We start from the raw sequence: 21,543 nt of genomic DNA on the forward strand, positions 1-21,543 counted from the left end.
TGGCCCCTGTGCAATACAGGACCCAGCCCTTAAATCTACCAGATCAATGAACCGTCCAACTTTACGGGGTCAGTTCAGGCAACCGCCGGGTTTTTCATGCCGTCTGTGTGGAACTTCGGACAGCCGATGGCATGGCCGCCCGCCCACGCTTGCAGACGTGGAAGAACAATCCTCGCAGCGAAATGAAAAAAGGAAGCCAAAACTGCTTGGCAAGCGACTCTTCAAACGGCGGCAGGCTCTGTGGCCAGGATACGCCGGCGGGACAGGTGAAGCAACGCGGCGTTCAGCCCGAGGAAACCCTCGCGGCGCAAAGCGTACGCCGGCGGGATAGGATGCAACCTAACATGCGCTCAGCATCAGGCACTACCGGTCAAACCTCAGCAAGATCGCCCAAGGCTTCGATCAACGGCTGAATCTCGCTTTCGTAATTCTTCCAACGCTTGACGGACGACGTATAGATCGGCTGGCGGACCTGCCAATTGCTGTAGGTGTTTACGGAGCCGCCCCTGTCAAAAAAGCGCAGGCAGGCATCGTCCCACGGCAATCCGAGATAAGCTATGAGCCGGCGTGACTGCTCCTCCTGATTTTCGATCAACGTCTCGTAGCGATTCTCGAAAATACGACCCGGGAAAACCTTGTCCCAATGCCGCATCAAGCGATCATACTCCCTGTAGTAAAGCCCCAGCGTCTCAAGATCGGCACTGTAGCTGTGGGCTTTATTGAACTGCAGGACGAAACAGGAGATGCAATTGTCGATGGCGTCGCGACGGCAATGGATGATGCGCGCTTTGGGGAAAAGAAGGCCAACCAGGCCGATCAGCTCGAAATTGTGAGGCATCTTGTCAACAATTCGCAGCGAGTCGGGAGCCCGCTCGCGCAGATACGCAAGGTGCTCTTCGGCCAAAGTCCTGGTCAGATCCGGAGTCATCATCGCGATCGATTGATGGAGGTTCGCGTTGGAGCGGTCCGCGACACCGAGTCCATTGGCTATTCGCCTGAGTTTGCTGAGCTCGCCGGCGCCATGGACATTGGGGTGGCTGGCACAGATCTGCTCCGTCAACGTCGTGCCCGAACGAGGCATGCCGACGACGAATACAGGCGCCTCCGAGGGATTGCCGTACGCGGCTCTTGAAGCGACCAGTTCCGGTGTGAAGGTTTCGATCATGCCATCGATCCAGCGACGGTAGGATTGCAGATCGAATGTATGGCCCCCGGCTTGATTCCCCTTCTTGAAGTGATCCATCGCCTCCTTATAGCGACGGAGGTCGTTGAGAAGCTTTCCCGCGGCGTGATGGAGCGCTGCCGCTCCATCCGGCCCATGGCCCGGGTCTTGAAGCTCCGTCAGGATTGCCGCGAGTTCTGGCGGCTCTTCAGCGAATTTGCGCGTGCGTACAAGCGCATTATAAGCATTCGGCACCGCGATGCGCCGATCTATTGCCTCTCTGAGACGAACGGCGGCTTCGTCCATACGGCCGAGGCTTGCCAGCGCACGAGGCAGCCCCAACCGGGCTATGGGATGATCTCGGTCGACCCTGAGCGCCTTCTCAAAGAGCGGCAGCGCCATTTCCCCCTTGTCAAACGCATTGTATGCATCGCCCAAGGCGCAAAGCGCTTCCACTAGATCCGGCTTCAAGTCCAGGGCGTACTGAAGGTGCCTGATCGCCGGCGTAAATTCGCTGAGCTTCAAATAGGTCTCGCCGAGGCTAAGATGGTAGTAGGGGTTCTGCGGATCCTCTGCCACCGCCCGAGCGAAATACCGCAGTGACTTTTCGTCATCGAAACCGAGTCCTAGCGTTCCCAGGATATACAGGGCCAGCGGATGGTTTGACCTGTGAGCCAGGACCCTGTGGCACAGTTCCTCAGCCTCGGACAGACGTTCGGCCTGCTGCAACTCGAGCGCCTGCCGTAAAAGCAAGTCGTCGGCGTTGCCGCGGTGGGGGCCTGCCTTGGACTGCGCTTTGAGTGGCGCAGCCTTCGGCGAGGGTTGGGTCTTGAGGTGCTTTGCCCATGCGGGCGGCAATCGGTTGCTCATCCTGTCTGGCTAGCAAAAGGGGCTTGGAGAATCCAGCCTCGACAGCCGTTTTGCGCAGAGCGCTGGCACGGCGCCATCGATTTGCCCATTCTTCCGGATCGACCCTTATCGGATTTCCGTTCCGCTCGGTCCGGTCACGGCGCTCTTTCCTATTCCGTTGTGCCAGCTTTTTTTCTGCGACGAATGGTGTGCGATTGCGCGACGGCCATTTTCAGCTCGGGTGTAATGTCCAACGGCGCATTCTCTGCCCCATGTGGATTCTGTAGCCCCTGGACCTGGACGGTCGGGAATGGGAGTTCGATGCCCTGCTCCTTGAAGACCTGGCGGAGGCGTACATAGAATTTGCGTTTCATAGCGAAGGCGCCTCCCGGTCTGGTTGTGGCCTTGACCCTCAACACGATGCCGTACTCGCCGAACTCCTGTACGCCCTGCATCTTGATCGGGTCGAGCACCCAGTGTTTGAACTCGGGATCTTCCGCCAATTCGAGGCCGATCCGCTTGATCAGCTTGCGAGCGAATTCGATATCGGTGTTATAGCCGACGGTGATGTTGAATTTGTCGATAACCCAGTCACGGCTCTGGTTCTGGACGGCCCCGAGTTCACCGAAAGGTATGGTGAACAGCGGACCTCGATGGTGGCGCAGCTTCACCGAGCGCAGCGAAAAGCTTTCCACGGTACCCTTGTAATTGCCCGAGGAAATATATTCGCCGACGCGAAACGCATCGTCGAGCAGAAAAAACACGCCCGAAATGATGTCCTTGACGATGGTTTGTGCCCCAAAGCCCACCGCCACGCCGACGACGCCAGCGCCAGCGATCAGCGGGCCGATCTCGATACCCATTGAGGCGAGCATCATCAGCACCGCCATCACGATGATCGATGCGAGCAGGATGTTCTGGAGGATCGGCAAGAGCGTGTGCAGCCGCGCCTGCTGCGGATCGAGGATCGGGACCTCCTCGTCGCTGATCACAGGGTGCGGTGTTTCGATGCCCAGCTTTCGTTCGATCAAGGCTTTGATGATCGACCAGCCGAAATCGGCTGCGAGGGCAATGACCACGACATTGATCAAGCCGCGCAATATGAAGGTCGTCGTCGTATCGCTGTCCCGCATGGATTGCATGTTCAGACCCCAGACACGCGCGAGAAGGTAAGCCGCCGCCAGGATGAAAATCATTCGGATTCCGCGATCGATGACAGCGATCGTCACCGCCGGGATCGTAGGCCGGCCGAGATCTTCCGAACCTGGCCGCAGGACGAAATTAACCCCGCGTTGCGTCGTCACGATTGCCAACGGCAGGAAGAATGCGGCGAAGGTAAACCAGAAGTATCCATAAAGGCCGGCGATGCGCTGCAGGAACAGGACGACGAAATAAGCCGTCAGTAACCATGTCGCTTCCGTGTGAACGCTGTGGCGCCCACCGACTCGCTGTGTTCTTGGCCGACGCCAAATGGCCAGCAGCAAGAGCAGCAGCAGCACGAAATCGGCGCCCAGCGACAGGACCATCATTCCGTCCTGATCGATGCCGAGACCTGGCAAGAGGATGAACGCGGCGCCGAAGAAGGCGAAGACGCCAACGATCCGGGGTAGCCAATAGGACCAATGGTCAGCCGCTTCGTTGGTGATTGGCGAGGCACGAACCTCGACGGCGTTCTCGACGTTCATGAAGGAAGGGACGAGCATGGCCATGACGTACATGCGCACACCCCATGTAACGACCGCCGCCATCAGAAATGTCAGTACTATCTCGCGGATAAGCATTGGCCAGTCGAACAGCATGAACGCGCCGGCGCTGCCCAGTGCGAACGAGACGATCAGCGTGCTGGAATAAAGCATGCGACCACCAATCTTCTTGACTCGCCCAATGGGCGTATCCTTCGGTTGCGCGATAATCCAAAGGCGAAATGGACGGGTCAACTTATACGTTGCCCAAGTGAGCGCCAGGCCGGCTGCGATGAACACCGCGATCAGCATGATTATTCCGGCCGATCCCTTGCTGGACATATCCTCCATGGTCTTTGCGCGAACGTGCGCGAACTGACCGGGCAGCAAGGGCAAAGTTTGTATGATTCTTTCGATATGATGCTTGATCCGATCGAGCGTCGAGGATGCCATCGTATTCATCTGGCCTGGTGCGGCCACGGCGTCGGACGATGCGTCGGCCGGAGAAGCTCCTGCCTTGGCAGGCGCTCCCGTTGACCCGGCGTCCTGATTTCGCTGTTCGGCCACCCAGGCCTTCACTGATGGATCGTCGAGAAGCTCGAATAGCTGTTTGACCTTTTCAGGCGGGATGGTCGCCGGCGCCTGCGCCTGTGCCGGACCCGCCAACAAGAGGGCCATCCCAACAATCAGCGCCCTGGCAACCAGGACGAACGTCCCGCCAAGGTATCGGAGACGTTGTGCCGGGCGCGCCAGGTTCCTGGCTCCCAACCGTCGAATCATGAGTGGCATCGTGCTGTTAACCTTCCGGTCAAAATCGGCAAACAACGACATCATCTATGCCGCCAGTGCTCTTACGTTGAAGAAGCCGATGTTGTGGTACAAGAGTCCATCGTTCAAGCTAGACCATTGCGTAGGGTCTGGTCGCGCAAATCCGTCATGGGATCCGCAATTCAAAGACGCTGGGCGCCACGGGGCTTCTGGTAGAGCAGAACGCATATCCCGTTGGGGCATCACCGTCCGAGGCTATGTGATGGAAACTGGGTGCATGACCAAGCAGGGCCGGCCAAGGAACGGATTGCAGACGAGCGCATAGGCGCTGCCTATCTGGGCTCTGACACAGCTGTACCCATGAAGGCAGCCGTAGGCATCACCGTGTGCGTCTATCCTCGCACAATGCGATAGACAGTCGCATCGCCCTCTACACCTCGAAGAGGCGCATCAAACGCGACGATGCCTAGGCCGGCAAGCAAGTCGCTCACGCCTGGCGCGGAATAGAGCGCTTCGGAGATGCAGATCTGCCCGGCTTCCGCCAGTGACTGCACACGTGCGGCGACATTGACGGTCTGGCCGAAGTAGTCGAGGTTCTCGTTGAGTGTCACGGCAATCGATGGGCCGCAGTGGGCACCCATCTTCAGGATAATACCCGGCCTGACATTGTCGCCATTGAAGCGATCGATTTCTTCAAAGATGTGAAGAGCGGCCGAAATCGCATCCGGTGGCCGCGAGAATACTGCCATCACCGCATCTCCGATCGTCTTTACGACGGCGCCGGAATGCTGGTGGACCGCAGCATTGAGAAGCGCGAAATGCTCGCGGACGAGGGCATAGGCGTTGAGATCGCCCAGGCGCTCATACATGGCGGTGGAACCCTTGAGGTCCGTAAACAGGAAGGTGATCTGCCGGATGCCGAGCCCCTCCTTCTCGTCGACACGCTCGGAACGGAAGAGTTGGCGGAAGGTTTGCCGCGCAAGCAGAGCCCCGCCGGAAACATATGGATCGAAATCGAGCGCCGGTTTGGTCTTCAACGCGACAAGCTCGGGCGGCCAGTTGATGAGAAGCAACGCGCCACGACCGGGCCCGGTATTCGCAACCTCAATGACAACCGGACCGGGCGGCACGACCGGCAACGCCGGCAAGAAACGCTTGCCGTCATAGTTGATCTTAAGAAGTGTCGGTGCCGACACCGGATCCCCTGATATAGGTACAGCGAACGCAGCCTGTGTCTGCACGTTCACGCCCGACAGGGATCCGGCATCGAGGTCGGCGCGCAGCATTGTCGTGGTGCCCGGAGGCAGGAACGTCATGCCCCGCACCAAGCCTCGCAAAAGGTCCAGAAAGCGTACATCCTGCCCGGGCAGCCGTCCGTCATTGCCAAAGCGTAGCTTCCAATGAAAATCCTCGACAGAGAGCGTCTCGGGCTCGTGGAACGGAAGCCGCCGCAAATGGGGCGATACAGAGAAGGAGACCTCGATGAAGTCGTCGAGGTCGGTATCGCCCGATACGTCGCACAGGCCGCAGACGTAATGGGTCTGCAGCGTGCGCAGGGCGCCGAAACTGTCGAGCACCATCCCGGACTGGGGACAGAGCACGTCCCAGCTCATATCGAACAGGCCGCAGCGAGCCGCGTGAAGGAAGAGGTCGATTGCTTCAGGCTCGGCGATTGCGCGGTCGCGGGCGAAGGCCAGCGGATTGACCCGATACAGCGCAAGGTCGTCGCCGCTCCTGATAAGCGTTTCGAATTTTGAGATGACGCGCGGGCTCCATGCTCGCGCTTGCTCGATCTCGGTCATCTTGCGTTCGAGAAGACGATCGTTGACCACCGGAACAACAGCTCCACCCGTTTGCCCTGCGGCAGCTTACCAAAATTCGGCCCCGATGCGAATGGATGGAAATCCTTCGTCTGTCTCGAGCCTTAGGGCGGCACGTGCCACGCTGGTGCAGGTGCTCTGAACGTCGGCATAGGGTCGTCACGAGCGTAGGACCGCAAGGTCACGCTGCGAAGTGTCTCGTCGATCTTGCGCATTCTGAGCGGAAACAATGACACTGACAAAGTTTACCGTTCAACCGAGCACGGCCTCGACGGTGGCAACAAAGTCATCGAGCGAGCGATCCCCACGAATCTCGATGCGCGGAAGGTCGATGGGATCGCTATTAAGGTCCGCCGGTCCGTGTCTTCCGCCGAAGCCGATCCGATAGCCGGACTCCTTGGCCAGCCTGCCGAGCCGTCGGTCGGTGACGGAGAAGGGTGCCGCGAACGCCGAGATTGGCCGGCCGGTCCACCGTTCGATGAACATCCGAGAGCGCAGGAGCTCGGCGGCCAATTCAGCGCTCGACAGACCATCGATGGCGCGATGCGTCGCCAGATGGCTTCCGAAGAACGCACCTTCGGCGGCGAGACGTCGCACCGTCGCGGCGTCCATAAGCGGCGCCGGCGGACCGCTGACGGCGTCCCACTTTGCACTTTCACCCACCAGGTCCGTCACCAGGAACACTTCCGCGGTCAGGTCGTGCGCACGCAGAATCGGCCAGGCATGGTCGGCAAAGTTCTGAAAGCCGTCATCGAAGGTGATGAGCACCGGGCGGCCAGCGAAAGGCTGACGGTTGGCGACGGACCATTCCAGCTGCTCGGACATGATCGCGTGAAAGCCGTTTGCGCGCAGCCATGCCATCTGGCTCGCGAATGCGGCGGGCGTGAGCCGGAAACGGGCGAGCGCGGCCGGACCTTCATCGGCGACGCTGTGATACATGAGGACAGGGATGCGTTGCCGCCGCTCGCTGCGCGCGACGTCGCGGCGCAAGACCCGCGCGCCGCCCCAGACGATATTTCGCGCGACCCCGATTCCGAGGGGTGCGCGGACCGGCACATGATCGATCACCGGCTCCGTCGCCATGTGGTCCGGTGACAGGCGGCGGAAGCGATCTATGCGATAGAGTTCGGTCTGGATCGATTGCGCAAGAACGAGTCCTTCGGTCTCTGCCAGGGTTTGCGAGATCGTTTGTGCACCGAATGTGTTCCAGTCGAAGCCCGTCCTTTCAACATTGTCGCGTAGCACGAATGCGTGTGCGTTGATGAAACTGCCGCCAGGCGCCAATGCCTCAACGAATTTCTTGGCGATGCGACGCAACCCGGCGAGATCATCCAGGTAGTAGAGCACTTCCGAACAGACGATCAGATCCATCTCACCGGGCAGTGTGTTCGCAAAAAAATCCAGGACGCCGAACTCGACATTCGGCTGGTCCGAGCAGCGCGCGCGCGCCCGTTCGATGGCTACGGCGGAAATGTCGGTTGCGGTCAAATGGCCCACCAGCGGCGCCAGTTGTCGCGTGAAATGGCCTTCCGCGCAGGCCAGCTCAAGCGCTCGTCCGATGGGACCGGCCGGCAGAATCTCTAGCTGGCGCTCATATTTTTCCTGCTCGTAGGGCGAGCTGTAATTCCAGGGATCCTCTATCGCGAAATAGCGATTCCAGAACAAAGTACGATCCTTGTCGTGGCCATCCGAGGCCGGTGCACGGCGCGGCGCCGGAATAGGCTGCGTAGCTTCGGCGCTCGGCCGAACCAGTTCCCGCGCTTCCGAGACCAATCGCGCGAGTCTGCCGAAGTGGCTGTCCGGATCAGGCCGGCGTTCCGCTGTGGTCGACAGTGCCTCGGCTGCAAGCGTGTTTGACGTGTCGGCACCGTCGTCCTTTTGCGGTGCGAAATTCAGGATCAGTTCAATCCAGTGACGCCTTGTCACTTTCCCGAGTACGCCGAACTGCACGACAGCTTCGATCTGGCCATCCATCATCAGGTAGGCATAGATTTGATCGATTCCTTCCGGAAGCTCGGTCGAGGTTGGATTTCGAGCGTCGACACGAATTCCGAGTGTCCGCGCCAGCCTGCGAGGTGCGGCAAGATCATCGGCATCGAGAAGCATTTGCTCGAGATGATACTGGACGCGACGACCCGCGACCGGATCGCCCCAGACCTTGCCGAGTTCGATGATCAAGTCGGTGAGGGCGCCGCCAAACCTGTTCCATCGGGCAGCCAAATGCGCTGGCACCGATAGGCTTCCTACCATAAGGCCATCGAAGGCCACCTTGGCGATCTCACGCGCCCATTTGCGTCCTGCCGGGAGCGCGCGCACGGATTTCGGGTCGATCGAGCCACCGCCGCGGCCGCAATCAGATGCCGCGATCCACAGCGCGAACCATGCCAGTGCTTCGGAAGCGGTGCGGCCGTCCGCCGAGATCGCCCCATTGGCATGCGCCGGCGCTGGGCGTTTGACCCTGGGATCAGGAGAAAAGCCGCGGGCGATCACGATTTCCGCGTCTGCCAGCATCTGCGTCGAATTGCGGGTGAGCGCGTTGGGGCTGGTTCGATAAAAGGCGAGCGGCTCGTCGACAATCACCCAATTTTTGCCGAGACGTGCGACGCGCTGCCACAGATCCCAGTCCTCGCAGGTGCGCAGCGACACATCGAAACCGCCCAACTCGACAACTGTCGCGCGATCGACCAGCAACGCGGGAGTGGCGATGGCACACCGGCGAGCGAATGTTTCGAAGGGCTGGATCGCGACCTCGGGGGCGATGCTCGACGGGGTCAGTGCGCCATCGGGCATCACGCGCCGAGAACCACAATAGCAAGCCACGGCATCCGGCGCGGCCGCCAGTGCGGCCAGCATTGTCGCAAGGAAGCTGGCATCCACCCAATCGTCGGCGTCCAGGAACATCAGCCAGCGGCCACGCGCCATCGAAACCCCTATATTGCGCGCCCCCGCGGGGCTATTCGCGCAAGAACTCAACGTCCGAAATCGGGCATCTTGTTCCACATAAGCGGCGATGAGCGCGGGGGTGCGGTCCGTGGAGGCGTCGTCGACGATGATCGCCTCCCAATCCGCGATTTCCTGATCGAGAAGGCAATCGAGTGCGCGCGTCAGCGTTACCTCCGCGTTGTGCGCAGGAACTACGATTGAAACCAATGGATTATGCGCCACGTTGTCTTACCCGCGCCTGGTTCGTAAGAGGTAGTACAAGTTGCGTCGATCTTTGTCGGCGCAGGCCGTCACGATCGACGCCGATCCATTCGACCCATCGTCCACCACGACTATATCCACTATCTGGTAGGTCTGCCGGCGGCTGCCGGCATGCATTGCGCCGATGCTTTGCTCGACATTGAACATCGGTACCACACCGCCTTGCGGTAGCATTCTGCATCATCGAGCTTTCGTTTTCTTCGGCAAGAGTCGGCGAATGTCAAAACCGCATAACGGCATCGGATGGCAGCACTGCCCTGTCAAGATCGGGGCGAATTAGGGGCAAGAAAAAAGACTTGAAGACAGGCTTGAATGGCAAGCGCTCATGCCCGACGCCTTAGAGTTGCGACCTTCGGCAAAAAAGATAATCGCGGCGAAGACGCGAGCGCAAGCTGATCCGGATCGACCACTCGGAACCGCGGCCGAACTGCGAGCGCTGCAGTTGCTTGATGATGGATCTAAGGCGCTCGAAATTTACGCGCGAACCGGCTTAAGCCGAAAAAATTCCGGCTTGCGAGCCCGGTATTTTGCTGACATCTTTATAAGTTGCTAAATTAGTACGGTGGCTGCTGTTTAAATGAAGGGTATAGGGATGGCCAAGGAATCTTCGAGTACCGCTTCTCCGGCAAATAAAGCGGACGCAAATCTGACAAGTAATGCAGACGCAAACGGGCTGGCCTTCATGGCGGGCCAGGCTCGCGAGAGCGGGACCCCCGGCGACGCTGTAGGTGTCGACAAGATACGTGATCTGCTGTTCGGCAACCAGATGCAGGACTATGACCGCCGCTTTTCCAAGCTTGAAGAACGGGTCTTGCAGCGCTTCAAGGATGTCGAATCCGAGGCCAAGCGCAATCTTGAAATGTATGAGTCAAATGCGAAAAAGCAGGTCGACTCGCTTGCGGCGCAATTGCGGAACGAAAAAGACGCGCGAGCCGACGCCGACAAGGAGATTGACCGGAATCTTCGCGAGCAAAACCAGGCACTTGAAAAGCAGGTGCGCGCGTTGTCGGATCAATTGAACGAGCTTGAGCGCGAAATTGCGGACCGGATAAATCGAAACGATCATTTGCTGCGTGAGGAAATCAAGCAAAAGAATGAAGGCATTCAGATGCTGATGGAGAAAATGTTTTCCGATCTCGGCAACGTCAAGACCGACCGAAATCTTTTGGCTGGCCTGTTTGTCGAGGTTGCAAAATGTCTGAATCAGGATCCCGTCGGCAGCAAGACCAACTCGGAGCGTAGCTGGAAAGTGAGTTGATCGGAACTTGACGTCGACCGTCGACCCAATCAGCCTTCCAAAAAAAACAGCCTCGAACGATACAGAGATTGATCGCGAGGCTCTGGCCCGTCTTTTGATCGAAATTGCCCGGAACGTTGATCCGGACTACCGTGCGCGTCTCGGCGGAGTTCCAACCGCCGATCCTCGCATGGAAACGCTGCGCCAGTTGCTGGTCAGCCGCGAAATTTCGGAGCTTTCACGAGTTACGCATCTGCTCGACGAACCGGAGCAGCTTGCGGCAGCAGTGGGCGACGTGCTTCCCAGTGCGGCCGCACGAGCGCCTCATGCGCAACTCGGCGAGGCCCTTGCGCCAGCTGTCGAAAGGGCTGTCCAACGGTCGATCCAGAAGAGCCCGCGTACGCTGACGGATATATTATACCCGGTGTTTCTGCCAGCAATTCGCAAGTCGATCGGGGAAAAGATCGACCAGACCTTTCAGTCGCTGAATGAAACTTTAAGACATATATTTACCTGGCATGGGCTCAAGTGGAGACTCGAATCCTGGAGGACTGGTGCTAGCTTCTCTGAAGTTGTACTGAAGCATTCTCTTATCTATCGTGTCGAGCACGTCTTTCTCATTAATCGCAATTCGGGTCTTTTGATAGCGCATGTAACTGCGGACAATGCGACGAGCGAAGATCCTCAACTCATTTCTTCGATGCTTAGTGCAATTCAAGATTTTGTGAAAGATTCATTTAACGAGAAAGAGCAGAGCGGCCTGGACACAATTCGTTTTGGCGACCTTCGTCTCTGGTCGGAAGTTGGACCGTTTGCGACCCTGGTTTCGGTGATCCGAGGAAATCCGCCAGAAGAACTGCATGAAATAGTTCGCGATGTATTGCTTCGTATCCATGAGGAATGCTCGCAGGCTTTAGTGGAGTTTGACGGTGACAGTTCGCAGTTGGCCGGCATAGAGGCGCAGTTGCGGACCTGCGTCGAGCTGAAGCAGGAGGAGTCAAACGAGGGTTTTCCGTGGCTGGTGGTGGCTCTGGCTCTGCTGCTTTTGAGTCTGGCAGGCGGTTGGTTCTTTCTTTCCTGGCAATCCGGGCAGCGATGGCAGGCCTACGTATCGCGACTGGAGACCCAGCCGGGCATCATCGTTGCCGAACAAGAGATACGCGGCGGCCAATTTTATGTTGCCGGCCTGAGAGACCCGCTTGCCGCCGACCCGCAGTCGCTGTTGTCTGGAACGCAGGTCGATCCCGCCCGGGTTCATTCGCAGTGGCAATCCTATCAGAGCCTTGAGCCCGAGTTCGTGTTGAAGCGGCTGACGGCGTCGCTGGCTCCGCCGGATTCAGTACGACTTTCGATCATCGGGGATCGCATCGTTGCCGAGGGTGAGGCTCCCGACACCTGGATAGATCGGGCGCGCGCAGCGGCCCGACAGCTTTCGGCAGGCGGACCGGAATTCGACATCTCCAAGGTTCGTGATGTGAGCCCCGAAGCACGCGCGGCAGAGCACTGGCAGGCCTATGTGTCGCGACTGGGGACCCAGCCAGGCATCATCGTCGCCCAACAAACGGTGAGGGGCGGCCAATTCTACATTTCCGGCCTGAGAGACCCGCTTGCCGCCGACCCGCAAGCTCTGCTGTCCGGGACACAGGTCGATCCCGGCAGGGTCCATTCGCAGTGGCAATCCTATCAGAGCCTTGAACCGGAGTTCGTGTTGAAGCGACTGACGGCGTCGCTGTCCCCGCCGAATTCGGTGCGGCTTTCAATCGTCAACGATCACATCGTTGCCGAAGGTGAGGCTGCTGCCACGTGGATCGACCGGGCGCAGGCCGCCGCCCGGCAGCTTTCAGCAGGCGGGCCGGTATTCGATATTTCCAGGGTCCGTGACCCCGAAGAACGCGAGGCGGAGCGCTGGCAGGCCTATGTGTCGCAACTGGAGACCCAGCCGGGCATCATCGTTGCCGAACAAAAGATACGCGACGGCCAATTCTACATTTCCGGCATGAGAGACCCGCTTGGCGCCGACCCGCAGTCGCTGTTGTCGGGAACGCAGGTCGATCCCGCCCGGGTTCATTCGCAGTGGCAATTCTATCAGAGCCTTGAGCCCGAGTTCGTGTTGAAGCGGCTGACGGCGTTGCTGTATCCGCTGAAATCGGTTCGGCTTTCGATCGTCGAGGGTCGCATCGTTGCCGAGGGTGAGGCTCCCGACACTTGGATAGATCGGGCGCGCGCAGCGGCCCGACAGCTTTCGGCAGGCGGACCGGAACTCGACATCTCCAAGGTTCGTGATGTGAGCCCCGAAGCACGCGAGGCGGAGCACTGGCAGTATTATGTCGCGCGACTTGAGGCCCAATCGGGAATCATCGTCGCCCAACAACGGACGAGCGGCGGACAATTCTACATTTCCGGCCTGAGAGACCCGCTTGCCGCCGACCCGCAAGCTCTGCTGTCCGGAACGCAGATTGATCCTGCGCGCGTTCATTCACAGTGGCAATTCTATCAGAGCCTTGATCCAAAGTTCGTGGTGAAGCGGCTGACGGCGTCGCTGTCCCCGCCGAAATCGGTTCAGCTTTCGATCGTCCAGGGTCGCATCCTTGTCGTGGGTGAGGCTTCTGCCGGCTGGATCAACCGGGCGCAGGCCGCCGCCGAACAACTTTCGGCGGACGGAGTGGTTCTGGATGTCTCGCAGCTGCGTGAGCTGAACCTTGCAGACCTTAATTATTTGAGAGAAGCCATCCAGGCGACCGATATTTTCTTCTCTTCCGGCAAAGTTGTGCCGGGACCGGAGCAGTTGCCGGTTCTCGACAGGTTGGCGGATCAAATAAAGGAATTCGCCCAAGATGCCCGCAAGTCAGGCGTAACAGCACGGTTCATGTTGACCGGGCATTCGGACACCACGGGCCGTGAGACGGCCAACGCGTCGATCAGTGCAGCCCGCGCCGAGACAGTTCGCGCGCTTCTCAACAAGCGCGGAGTCGCTCCGGAACTGCTGCTGGTTCGGGGCGCGGGCACTTTTGAACCGCTGGTGCCAGAAAATAGTCAAACCGGGAGCTCCACCAATCGCCGGGTCTCGATTTCGGTAAACCTGGACTAGCGGGGCCCAAGATGTTGCAAAAAAAAATCTGCATGCTGGGCGGGTTCTCTGTCGGGAAGACGAGTCTGGTGCGCAGGTATGTGCAGAGCATCTTTTCAGAAACCTACTTGACCACGGTGGGAGTGAAAATCGACAAGAAGAGTGTCGCGCTCCCGGACAAAACCGTGGATCTGATTTTGTGGGATTTAGCCGGTGAAGACGATATCGGCTCATTCCGCGTCAGCTATGTGCGAGGTGCAACCGGGCTTGTGCTTGTCGTCGATGGAACCCGCGCCGCCACTCTTGCCGTGGCGCTCACGCTACGCGAACGGGTCGAAGCCGAATTCGGCGCCATGCCGTTTGTATTGCTGTTCAACAAATCCGATCTGGACGATCGGTGGGCAATATCGGATAGTGAGATTGACGAACTGAGGCAGCGTGGATGGCAAATCTATCTAACGAGTGCGCTCTCGGGTGAGAATGTTGATGATGCGTTTCGTCAACTTGCTTTGATGGTAACCAAATAGACCATGCATGGATTGCCAAGAGAAGTCAGAAGTTGGATTTTTAATTTCTTCTACAATGGCAACTCTGTCGCATATCTGAAAATCGACGCCCGGCTTTGCATAGCTGCTAAGGGCGGTAATGTTGAGCACTACGGGCTCTCGTCGCTTCGCATTGGCGAGCCTGTTGCCGAGCAGCTTGAATTCATGGAAGGTTTGCTGCCTTGCCCGGAGCTTCCGTTTCACATTGCCATGGTCGAGCTGCCCGGCGGGCGTGTCGCGGACCTTCATTTTTTTGCTGACAATGCCTGCGTGTGGCTGCTCTTTCTTGACGCCACTGCCGAACGCGACAATAGGCAGCGGCTTCAACAAAAGGCTTATGAAATGACACTCCTGCAAGAGAGGGAGCGTCAACTCAACGAGAAATTACAATCGACGAACGAGGCGTTGAGGAAGAGCCAGGAGGGATTGGCGCGTGAATACCAGCGCGCCGAAACCCTGCTCCTCAACATTCTTCCGGCGTCGATCGCGGAGCGGTTAAAAGCGCACAAAAAAATTGCTGACAACCACGCAGAAGTGAGTGTGCTTTTTGCCGACATAGTCGGTTTTACGGAACGAGCGCGGAGCGTCGGAGCCGTGACGACGCTCGCTATTTTAAATTACTTCTTCAAGGCGGCGGATCGGCTCTCTGAACGATACGGCTGCGAAAAGATCAAGACAATCGGCGATTGTGTGATGGTGGTCGCTGGCCTGCCCACCGCGCGATCCGATCATGCAAAGGCCCTCGCGCGCTATGCACTTGAGCTGCGCAAGGCGGTTAAGCGCGAACGCTTCGCGGGAGAACCGCTGACACTCAGAATTGGAATTCACTCAGGCCCAATCGTCGCGGGCGTCATAGGCAAGAGGCGGTTCGCCTATGACCTGTGGGGCGACACCGTTAATCTCGCCTCGCGTATTCAAACGTCCGCGGAGCCCGATGAAATCCGTATTTCGGATGCAACTCGCCAAATGCTTGGACCAAATTTTGCTTGCGACCCACTCGAGGAAACGGAATTGCGTGGTACCGGTCGTGTGCGAATGTGGCGGCTCCCGGCCTGATTTGCCGCGCGACAGTGCCGACCCTGGAGCCCACGCGCCTCAAGCCCTAAGCTGTAACGCGAAGTTTTGACCCAATGGTGACCTTCATTGTCCGCTTGCAAATGGCAGCAATGCAGTCTTCCGACGATCTATTGGGCGACTTGGGACACGGCTGACATCAGCTCCTGCGGGCTCGCCGCCCCAAACATATATCGTCCACCTTCTGGAACCTCCGTGAAGCTCCAGCGAACGATCCCCTGCCGGTCCAATAGGAACTGACCGATCAGTTGTCCGTGTCCCGTCGCCATCATCTGCGCGTCGGCTTCGGTCACTTCGTAATTGTCCTTCTTGTCGAGGAATTCGCTGGCCGCAAAAGGATCCATTGGACCGGGCAACTCGCCTGGTATGTCGACCCGCATATCCTTTGCCGCTGCCATCGAGACCTTGTACGGCCAGTTCGTCTCGTCTTGGGTGAATTCGAGATTGGGCAGTCCAAAAGCACGATGTGAAGCGCGTTCAGGGTCGGAGGCCGCAAGCAGATTCGGCATCGGGTGGTAGCGGAAATAGAGACGCGCCCGTTCGATCGGCGTGTTGACCACCGTCAGGCTCTGCACGCCCTTTTCACGCAGCTCCGGATCGAGCCGCGCCTGGGCGGCGATATGGCGCCGGCAAAACGCACAATGCAGACCTCGAAACAGGCCAACCAACACCGGCTTTTGTCCGCGAAAGTCGTCAAGCGCGATCTTGCCTTCCTGGGTAATGGCGTCGAGTACCAAGTTCGGCGCACGGTCGCCCGGTTGAAGCGGTACCAAGTCAATACGCGCGGACATTTCGGACCTCCAACCCCGGCTAATCGAGAAAGGGCAGCACCACAAGCGCTTCCGGGTCGAGCCCGTGCTGGGCGCATATACCCTGCGCCAGGGAAAAGTACCGTTCGGCCTCAGCCAGATTGTCGAGGTCGAGATTAAGCGTTGCGAGACCATCATAGCACGGAAACAGCAGTTGGGGTTCGCCCGTTTCGCGGGCTACGTCCAGTGCTTCTTGGAACAAGCCAACGGCCAGTTCCGGACGGCCGTTGCACTGGTGGATCTGCCCAAGCACGATCAATGGTACCGGCAGGTGCTCGCGCTGGTCGAGCGCCCGGTCGATCTCGATGGCCTTCTCGGCAGCAGGCACGCCCTCCGTTGGGCAGCGATCCGTGAAAGTACAACAAGCGACCGCCAGATTGGCGAGAAGGCGCGCCTGGAAGCCCAAATCACCAATATGGCGCGCGACTTCAAGACCGCGTCGGCAGACCTCCATCGCCTTTGCCGGATCGATGGTCGTGTAAAGCACGCCGAGATTGGTGTAGCCACGGCAGGCCGCGCCCAGCAGACCGGCGGCTTCGGCCAATTCAATGCTGTGCTCGACCTGACCCACGGCTTCACGGTTTCGCCCAAGGCGAGCCAGCGCGACAGCCTTGGTATTGAGGGCCTCGGCGGTCACAAGAGTGGCCTCACGCCCTACCTCGGAGACATGCTCCGTTGTCAGAGTGCGTACGCAATCCAACGCCGCGTCCGCCCATTTTGCCGCGAGAGCGTGATCTCCGCTCCGGAACGCCTGTCGGCCACGTTCTTCCCAGAGATGCGCCTGCTCGATCGGAGCATCCGCTCCATCGAGGAGCGCTGCCGCTTCAGCGTAGCGGGATTCCGCGTTGTCCCGCTTGCCGACGTCCCAGAGCAGCCGACCGATCTTACGCAAAACTCGCGCCGACGCTACGCGATCGGCCGACTCGCGGTATGCCTGCAACGCCGCCTCGTAGTGGTGGTGCGCGATCTCGCGGCGGCCCGCCGGGCCGCTCAAATCGGCAATGCGCTCGGCAATCGTCAGTTTGAGCGGTGTTTGCCCGGTCGTCTCCAACGCAGCCAGTGCTCGCTCGTAGAAACGAAGGGCGTCGTCGTTGGCGTATATCATGCGAGCGCGATCGCCGGCCGCCTGCAGGTAATGCGCGCCCTTCTCCCGCTCGGCGCTCTGGGCGAACTGATGACCGAGCACGGTCAAATCCTCGAGCCGTTCCGGATTATCGCCGCACAGTTGCTCCAAGGCAGCACCTATCCGCCCGTGGATTTCGGTCCGGCGTTGCAGGAGCAGATTCTGGTAGATCACGTCCTGCAGCAAGGTTTGCGTAAAGCGGTAGCTTTGCGACGAGACAGAGCCTGATCCGGCAACTTCCTCGATGATTTCCGCATCGCAAAGCAGTTCGCAGCCGGCTTCTAGCCGGGCGGGGTCGGCTGTCACGGTCTTCAGAAGTGTGGCATCGAAGCGCGGGCCGATTACCGCGGCTTCCTGGGCCAACCGGCGCACCTCTTGTGGCAGCCGGTCGACGCGAGCAAGCAACATTGCCTGGATAGTGGCGGGAATGTCGGTAGCGACTTCGCCTGCCACAGTCCGCCATCGCTGGCCCTCGCGCATCAGTACACCGCGATCGATAAGGCCGCGCACGATCTCCTCTACAAAAAGAGGGTTGCCGCCCGCCCGCTCGAGGATCTGATCGACGAGCCCTCCCGCGGAGCTTACCCAGCTCTCGCCGAAAAGCGCCGCCAGCAGGCTGCGTCCTTCATCGCTGTTGAGCGGCGAAAGCCTGAGTGCCGTGTGACTGACCCGACTTGAGTCGAGCTGGCCGCTGTCCGGCGCCGAGCGATGCGTGACCAGCACCATCAACCGCGTGCGTTCCAACCTGTCCATCACGAAACGCAGTGCCTCGAGCGAAACGGCGTCGGCCCAGTGCAGGTCTTCGACGACAATCAACAGCGGCGACAACGCAAGCCGCCGTTCGATGATGGTACGGACCGCGTAGAGAATTTGCCGCCGTAGCTGCTCGGGTTCGACATGCTGCAAGGTGGCATCGGGGTCGCCAAGGCCAAGCACATGGTAGAGCAAAGGCATCAGCTGGTTCGCCTCCTCGCCCCGCAGGCCGAGATCGGCAAGCAAGCCTGCGAGCTTCCCCCGCATTTCGTCCCCATTGTCGTTTTGCATTATCCCGGCAGCACTGCGCACCACTGCACCCAAAGCGCCAAATGATTGTTCGCCCAGCGGTGAGCACGTGGCCTGTCGCACGGCGACGTTGCGGAAACGATCCTCGTCGCCGACACGGGCGACGAACTCCTTCACCAGCCGCGATTTCCCGATGCCGGCTTCTCCGACGAGGCGGACAAGTTGGGCCGAGCCGCCGCACGCCTGATCCAGGCTCGCCAGCATTCTATTGAGCTCCGCAGCACGACCTATCATCGGCGCGCTGAGGCCGAGCGCCTCGAGCCCACGCGCTGCACGCGGCGCCGCAAGCGGTGCATCCAGTCGATGGACGAGCACACTGCCAGCCTTGCCGCGAAGCACGACATCACCCATCGACTCGTAAGAGAAGGCATGCCGGGTCAGTCTGTGAGTGAGTTCGCCTACCAGCACTTCACCCGGTGCGGCCAGCGATTGCAGGCGTTGCGCTGTATTTACCGTGTCGCCGGTCACCGAATAGGATTTGGCGGTGCCGATGCCTAATCGTCCAGTAACGACCGGACCAGTGTTTATGCCGATGTGGAGTAATAGAGGCGAGCCGGCGTGGGGGGTGCTTTTGCCGAGCCGCGCCGTCCGGGCGATCATGTCGAGAGCGGCGCGAAGCGCACGTTCCGGATCGTCCTCATGCGCGACCGGCGCACCGAACAAAGCGAGCAATGCATCGCCGATGAATTTGTCGACGAAACCACCAAAGTTTCGCACGGCCGCCGTCAATTCCTTGAACAGTTCGTTCTGCAGCGTTTGCATGACCTCGGGGTCGAGCTGCTCGCTGAGTGTCGTGAAGCCGCAAAGGTCGGCAAAGAGGACGGTTACCGTCCGGCGATCGGCGTCAGAGATGGGATACAGCCCTTCGTCGCTATCGATGTTCGCAAGCAGCGACGGAGTTCGAGAAGGCGGCACAATGGTTCGGCTTGGTGTCGGAGCAGGCCGTTCGATGGCTTTTGCAGGCGCACCGACGCTTGCCCCACATTTCGGACAGAACTCGAAATCAGGTGCGCAAGGATAGCCGCAACTGGCGCATGGCACGGGCTGGCGCTTGCCACACTTCGGACAGAAAGCATAACCGCCCTCAACTTTGAAACCGCAGCCTGCGCAGTCCATCGAACCAGACCTCACTAGGGGCCGTGACGGCGTGATCTCCCTACGCACTTCACGGCCAGGGTATTCACAAGCATGAACCGATAGCCGTCGACCGGCAAGCGGTAGCGCAAATGGGCATCGCGATCGGGTGGGCCCCGTGGCAGCGCGAAGCCAATTCGGGTTTCTGCGTGGCTGTCGGTTGCGAAAGTTCCCTCTTGGTTTGGTCTTCCTGCTATCATGGAGGTGAGGAGACGGACCGTTGAGCGAGAATCGTAAGCTAGCCGCAATTCTAGCTGCGGATGTGGTCGGATATAGCCGGCTCGCGAGCGCGGACGAAGATCGTACTTTGGCGAGGTTGCGGGCACTGCGCAGCGACCTGATCGATCCGATCATCGCAGTGCACCACGGCCAGGTGATCAAGCGCACCGGCGATGGGGCGCTGGTTGAGTTCCGGAGTGTGGTGGATGCCGTGCGCTGCGCCATAGAGGTTCAGAATGGTATGGTTGAGCGCAATGCCGGCGTGCCGCAGGACCGACGTATCGAGTTCAGGATCGGCATCCATCTGGGAGATGTGGTCGAAGAAAGCGACGGCGACCTGATGGGCGACGGCGTCAACATCGCCTCGCGTCTGGAGGGGCTCGCGGCACCCGGCGCCATCTGCCTGTCCGAGGATGCCTATCGCCAGGTCAAGGCGAGGCTCGACCTCTCGGTCAGCGATCTCGGCAGCACACAGCTCAAGAACATCGCCGAGCCGATCAGGGTCTATTCGCTGCTAGTCGGCAGCGCCGGGACCAAGGCGGCCGCGACCTCGGAAACCGCGACGAGCCGGCCGGCGACGGCAGCGCCGCCGAAGCTGTCGATCGCCGTGCTGCCGTTCGCTAACATGAGCGGTGACGCCGAACAGGACTACTTCGCCGACGGCATCTCCGAAGACATCATCACGGCGCTGTCGAAACTGTCGCAACTCTTCGTCATCGCACGCAATTCGTCGTTCACGTTCAAGGGCCAGAACGTCCATGTGCAGGAGGTGGGCACGAAACTCGGCGTGCGGCATGTCCTTGAGGGCAGCGTACGCAAGTCGGGGAACCGGGTGCGCATCACCGCGCAGCTCATCGATGCAATTTCGGGCGGCCATCTTTGGGCGGAGCGGTTCGATCGCGACCTGACCGACATATTCGCCGTGCAGGACGACGTGACGCAGCAGATCGTCGGCGCGCTGGCGCTCAATCTGACTGAGGGTGATCGGCAGCGGCTGGCGCCCGAGGACCCGCGCAACACGGAGGCGTATGACTATTTCCTGCGGGGCAGGGAGCTGTGGCACCGGCTGACGAGGGAAACGAACGTCGCGGCCCGCGACCTCTTGCAACGTGCCATCGAACTGGACCCGAAGTTTGCCTCTGCCCACGCATTCCTGGCCCTCACGCACGGACTCGATTACCTGAACCGGTGGAGTGCGTCGCCGCCGGAATCGATGGCGCAAGCGGAAGAGGCCGCAACGCGAGCGGTAACGCTGGATGGCAGCGATCCCTGGGCGCACTGGGCGCTTGCTATTGCCAAGCTGTACACACGACGACACGATGGGGCCATCTACGAGGCCGAGCGCGCGCTAGTCCTCAATCCGAACTTCGCCGAAGCGCACGTCGTTCTCGGCGAGGCGCTGTACTATTCGGGCAGATCCGAGGACGCCCTCGAGAGTTTTGCCCGGGGGAAGATCTTGAATCCCTATTTTCCGGATGTGCTTCTGCACTTCCAGGCTTTGGCCTTGTTTCAACTGGGAAGGTACGAAGAGGCCGTTGACCTCCTAATGCAACGGCTGGCTCGCAACGCTGTCACTGACGTCTCGCGGGCGCTTCTGGCCGCCAGCTACGGCCATCTGGGCCGTTTCGCCGAGGCCCGGGCAGCATGGCAGGAGGTGCTTCGCGTCAATCCCGACTATTCGCTGGAATACCGTCGCAAAGTCCTGCCCTACAAGAACCCTGCCGATTTCGAACTCGTGGTGGAGGGGCTCCGCAAGGCCGGTATAGTGCAATGACAGGTGAGGCCATG

12 protein-coding genes are annotated in these 21,543 nt (G+C 59.7%); 5 read left to right on the forward strand and 7 right to left on the reverse strand.

Annotation, left to right across the window (positions count from 1 at the left end; all coding sequences use genetic code 11):
• Positions 1 to 370: 370 nt before the first annotated feature.
• The 5 genes from LB543_RS23390 to LB543_RS34210 form a co-directional block, all read right to left on the reverse strand.
• On the reverse strand, positions 371 to 2,032 hold the full coding sequence (locus LB543_RS23390; protein ID WP_224615694.1) for a tetratricopeptide repeat-containing sulfotransferase family protein: 1,662 nt from the start codon (positions 2,030 to 2,032) through the stop codon (positions 371 to 373).
• A gap of 149 nt (positions 2,033 to 2,181) precedes the next feature.
• Entirely contained in the window at positions 2,182 to 4,527 is a 2,346-nt protein-coding gene (locus LB543_RS23395; RefSeq protein ID WP_224615695.1) for a mechanosensitive ion channel family protein, read from the reverse strand.
• Positions 4,528 to 4,853: 326 nt separating this feature from the next.
• Positions 4,854 to 6,263: an adenylate/guanylate cyclase domain-containing protein gene (locus LB543_RS23400; RefSeq protein WP_224615735.1), complete on the reverse strand. Its 1,410-nt coding sequence runs from the start codon at positions 6,261 to 6,263 to the stop codon at positions 4,854 to 4,856.
• Between the two features lie 270 nt (positions 6,264 to 6,533).
• Positions 6,534 to 9,446 (reverse strand): glycosyltransferase, encoded by a 2,913-nt coding sequence (locus LB543_RS23405; RefSeq protein ID WP_224615696.1) that lies wholly within the window; start codon positions 9,444 to 9,446, stop codon positions 6,534 to 6,536.
• 6 nt (positions 9,447 to 9,452) lie between these two features.
• Positions 9,453 to 9,659 carry a glycosyltransferase gene (locus LB543_RS34210; protein WP_140756747.1) on the reverse strand — a complete coding sequence of 69 codons (207 nt, stop codon included), beginning with the start codon at positions 9,657 to 9,659 and terminating at the stop codon, positions 9,453 to 9,455.
• A 418-nt stretch (positions 9,660 to 10,077) separates the two neighbouring features.
• Here LB543_RS34210 and LB543_RS23415 point away from each other — a divergent pair, with 418 nt between their 5' ends.
• Genes LB543_RS23415 through LB543_RS23430 form a run of 4 tightly spaced genes read left to right on the forward strand, consistent with a single transcriptional unit; the run spans position 10,078 to position 15,390 of the window.
• A complete protein-coding gene (locus LB543_RS23415) occupies positions 10,078 to 10,743 on the forward strand; it encodes a hypothetical protein (RefSeq protein ID WP_140808326.1) in 666 nt (221 codons plus the stop codon).
• 7 nt (positions 10,744 to 10,750) lie between these two features.
• Positions 10,751 to 13,810 (forward strand): OmpA family protein, encoded by a 3,060-nt coding sequence (locus LB543_RS23420; protein ID WP_224615697.1) that lies wholly within the window; start codon positions 10,751 to 10,753, stop codon positions 13,808 to 13,810.
• Between the two features lie 11 nt (positions 13,811 to 13,821).
• Entirely contained in the window at positions 13,822 to 14,316 is a 495-nt protein-coding gene (locus LB543_RS23425; protein ID WP_224615698.1) for a Rab family GTPase, read from the forward strand.
• Positions 14,317 to 14,319: 3 nt separating this feature from the next.
• A complete protein-coding gene (locus tag LB543_RS23430; RefSeq protein WP_140808323.1) occupies positions 14,320 to 15,390 on the forward strand; it encodes an adenylate/guanylate cyclase domain-containing protein in 1,071 nt (356 codons plus the stop codon).
• A 128-nt stretch (positions 15,391 to 15,518) separates the two neighbouring features.
• Here LB543_RS23430 and LB543_RS23435 read toward each other — a convergent pair whose 3' ends face one another.
• Entirely contained in the window at positions 15,519 to 16,199 is a 681-nt protein-coding gene (locus LB543_RS23435; RefSeq protein WP_140756757.1) for a redoxin domain-containing protein, read from the reverse strand.
• A gap of 19 nt (positions 16,200 to 16,218) precedes the next feature.
• On the reverse strand, positions 16,219 to 19,518 hold the full coding sequence (locus tag LB543_RS23440) for an adenylate/guanylate cyclase domain-containing protein (protein ID WP_224615699.1): 3,300 nt from the start codon (positions 19,516 to 19,518) through the stop codon (positions 16,219 to 16,221).
• A 238-nt stretch (positions 19,519 to 19,756) separates the two neighbouring features.
• Between LB543_RS23440 and LB543_RS23445 the strand changes: the two genes are divergently transcribed.
• Positions 19,757 to 21,529 (forward strand): adenylate/guanylate cyclase domain-containing protein, encoded by a 1,773-nt coding sequence (locus tag LB543_RS23445; RefSeq protein ID WP_224615700.1) that lies wholly within the window; start codon positions 19,757 to 19,759, stop codon positions 21,527 to 21,529.
• The last annotated feature ends 14 nt before the right edge of the window (positions 21,530 to 21,543 follow it).

The organism is Mesorhizobium sp. ESP7-2 (assembly GCF_020164715.1).
Taxonomy (GTDB): domain Bacteria; phylum Pseudomonadota; class Alphaproteobacteria; order Rhizobiales; family Rhizobiaceae; genus Mesorhizobium.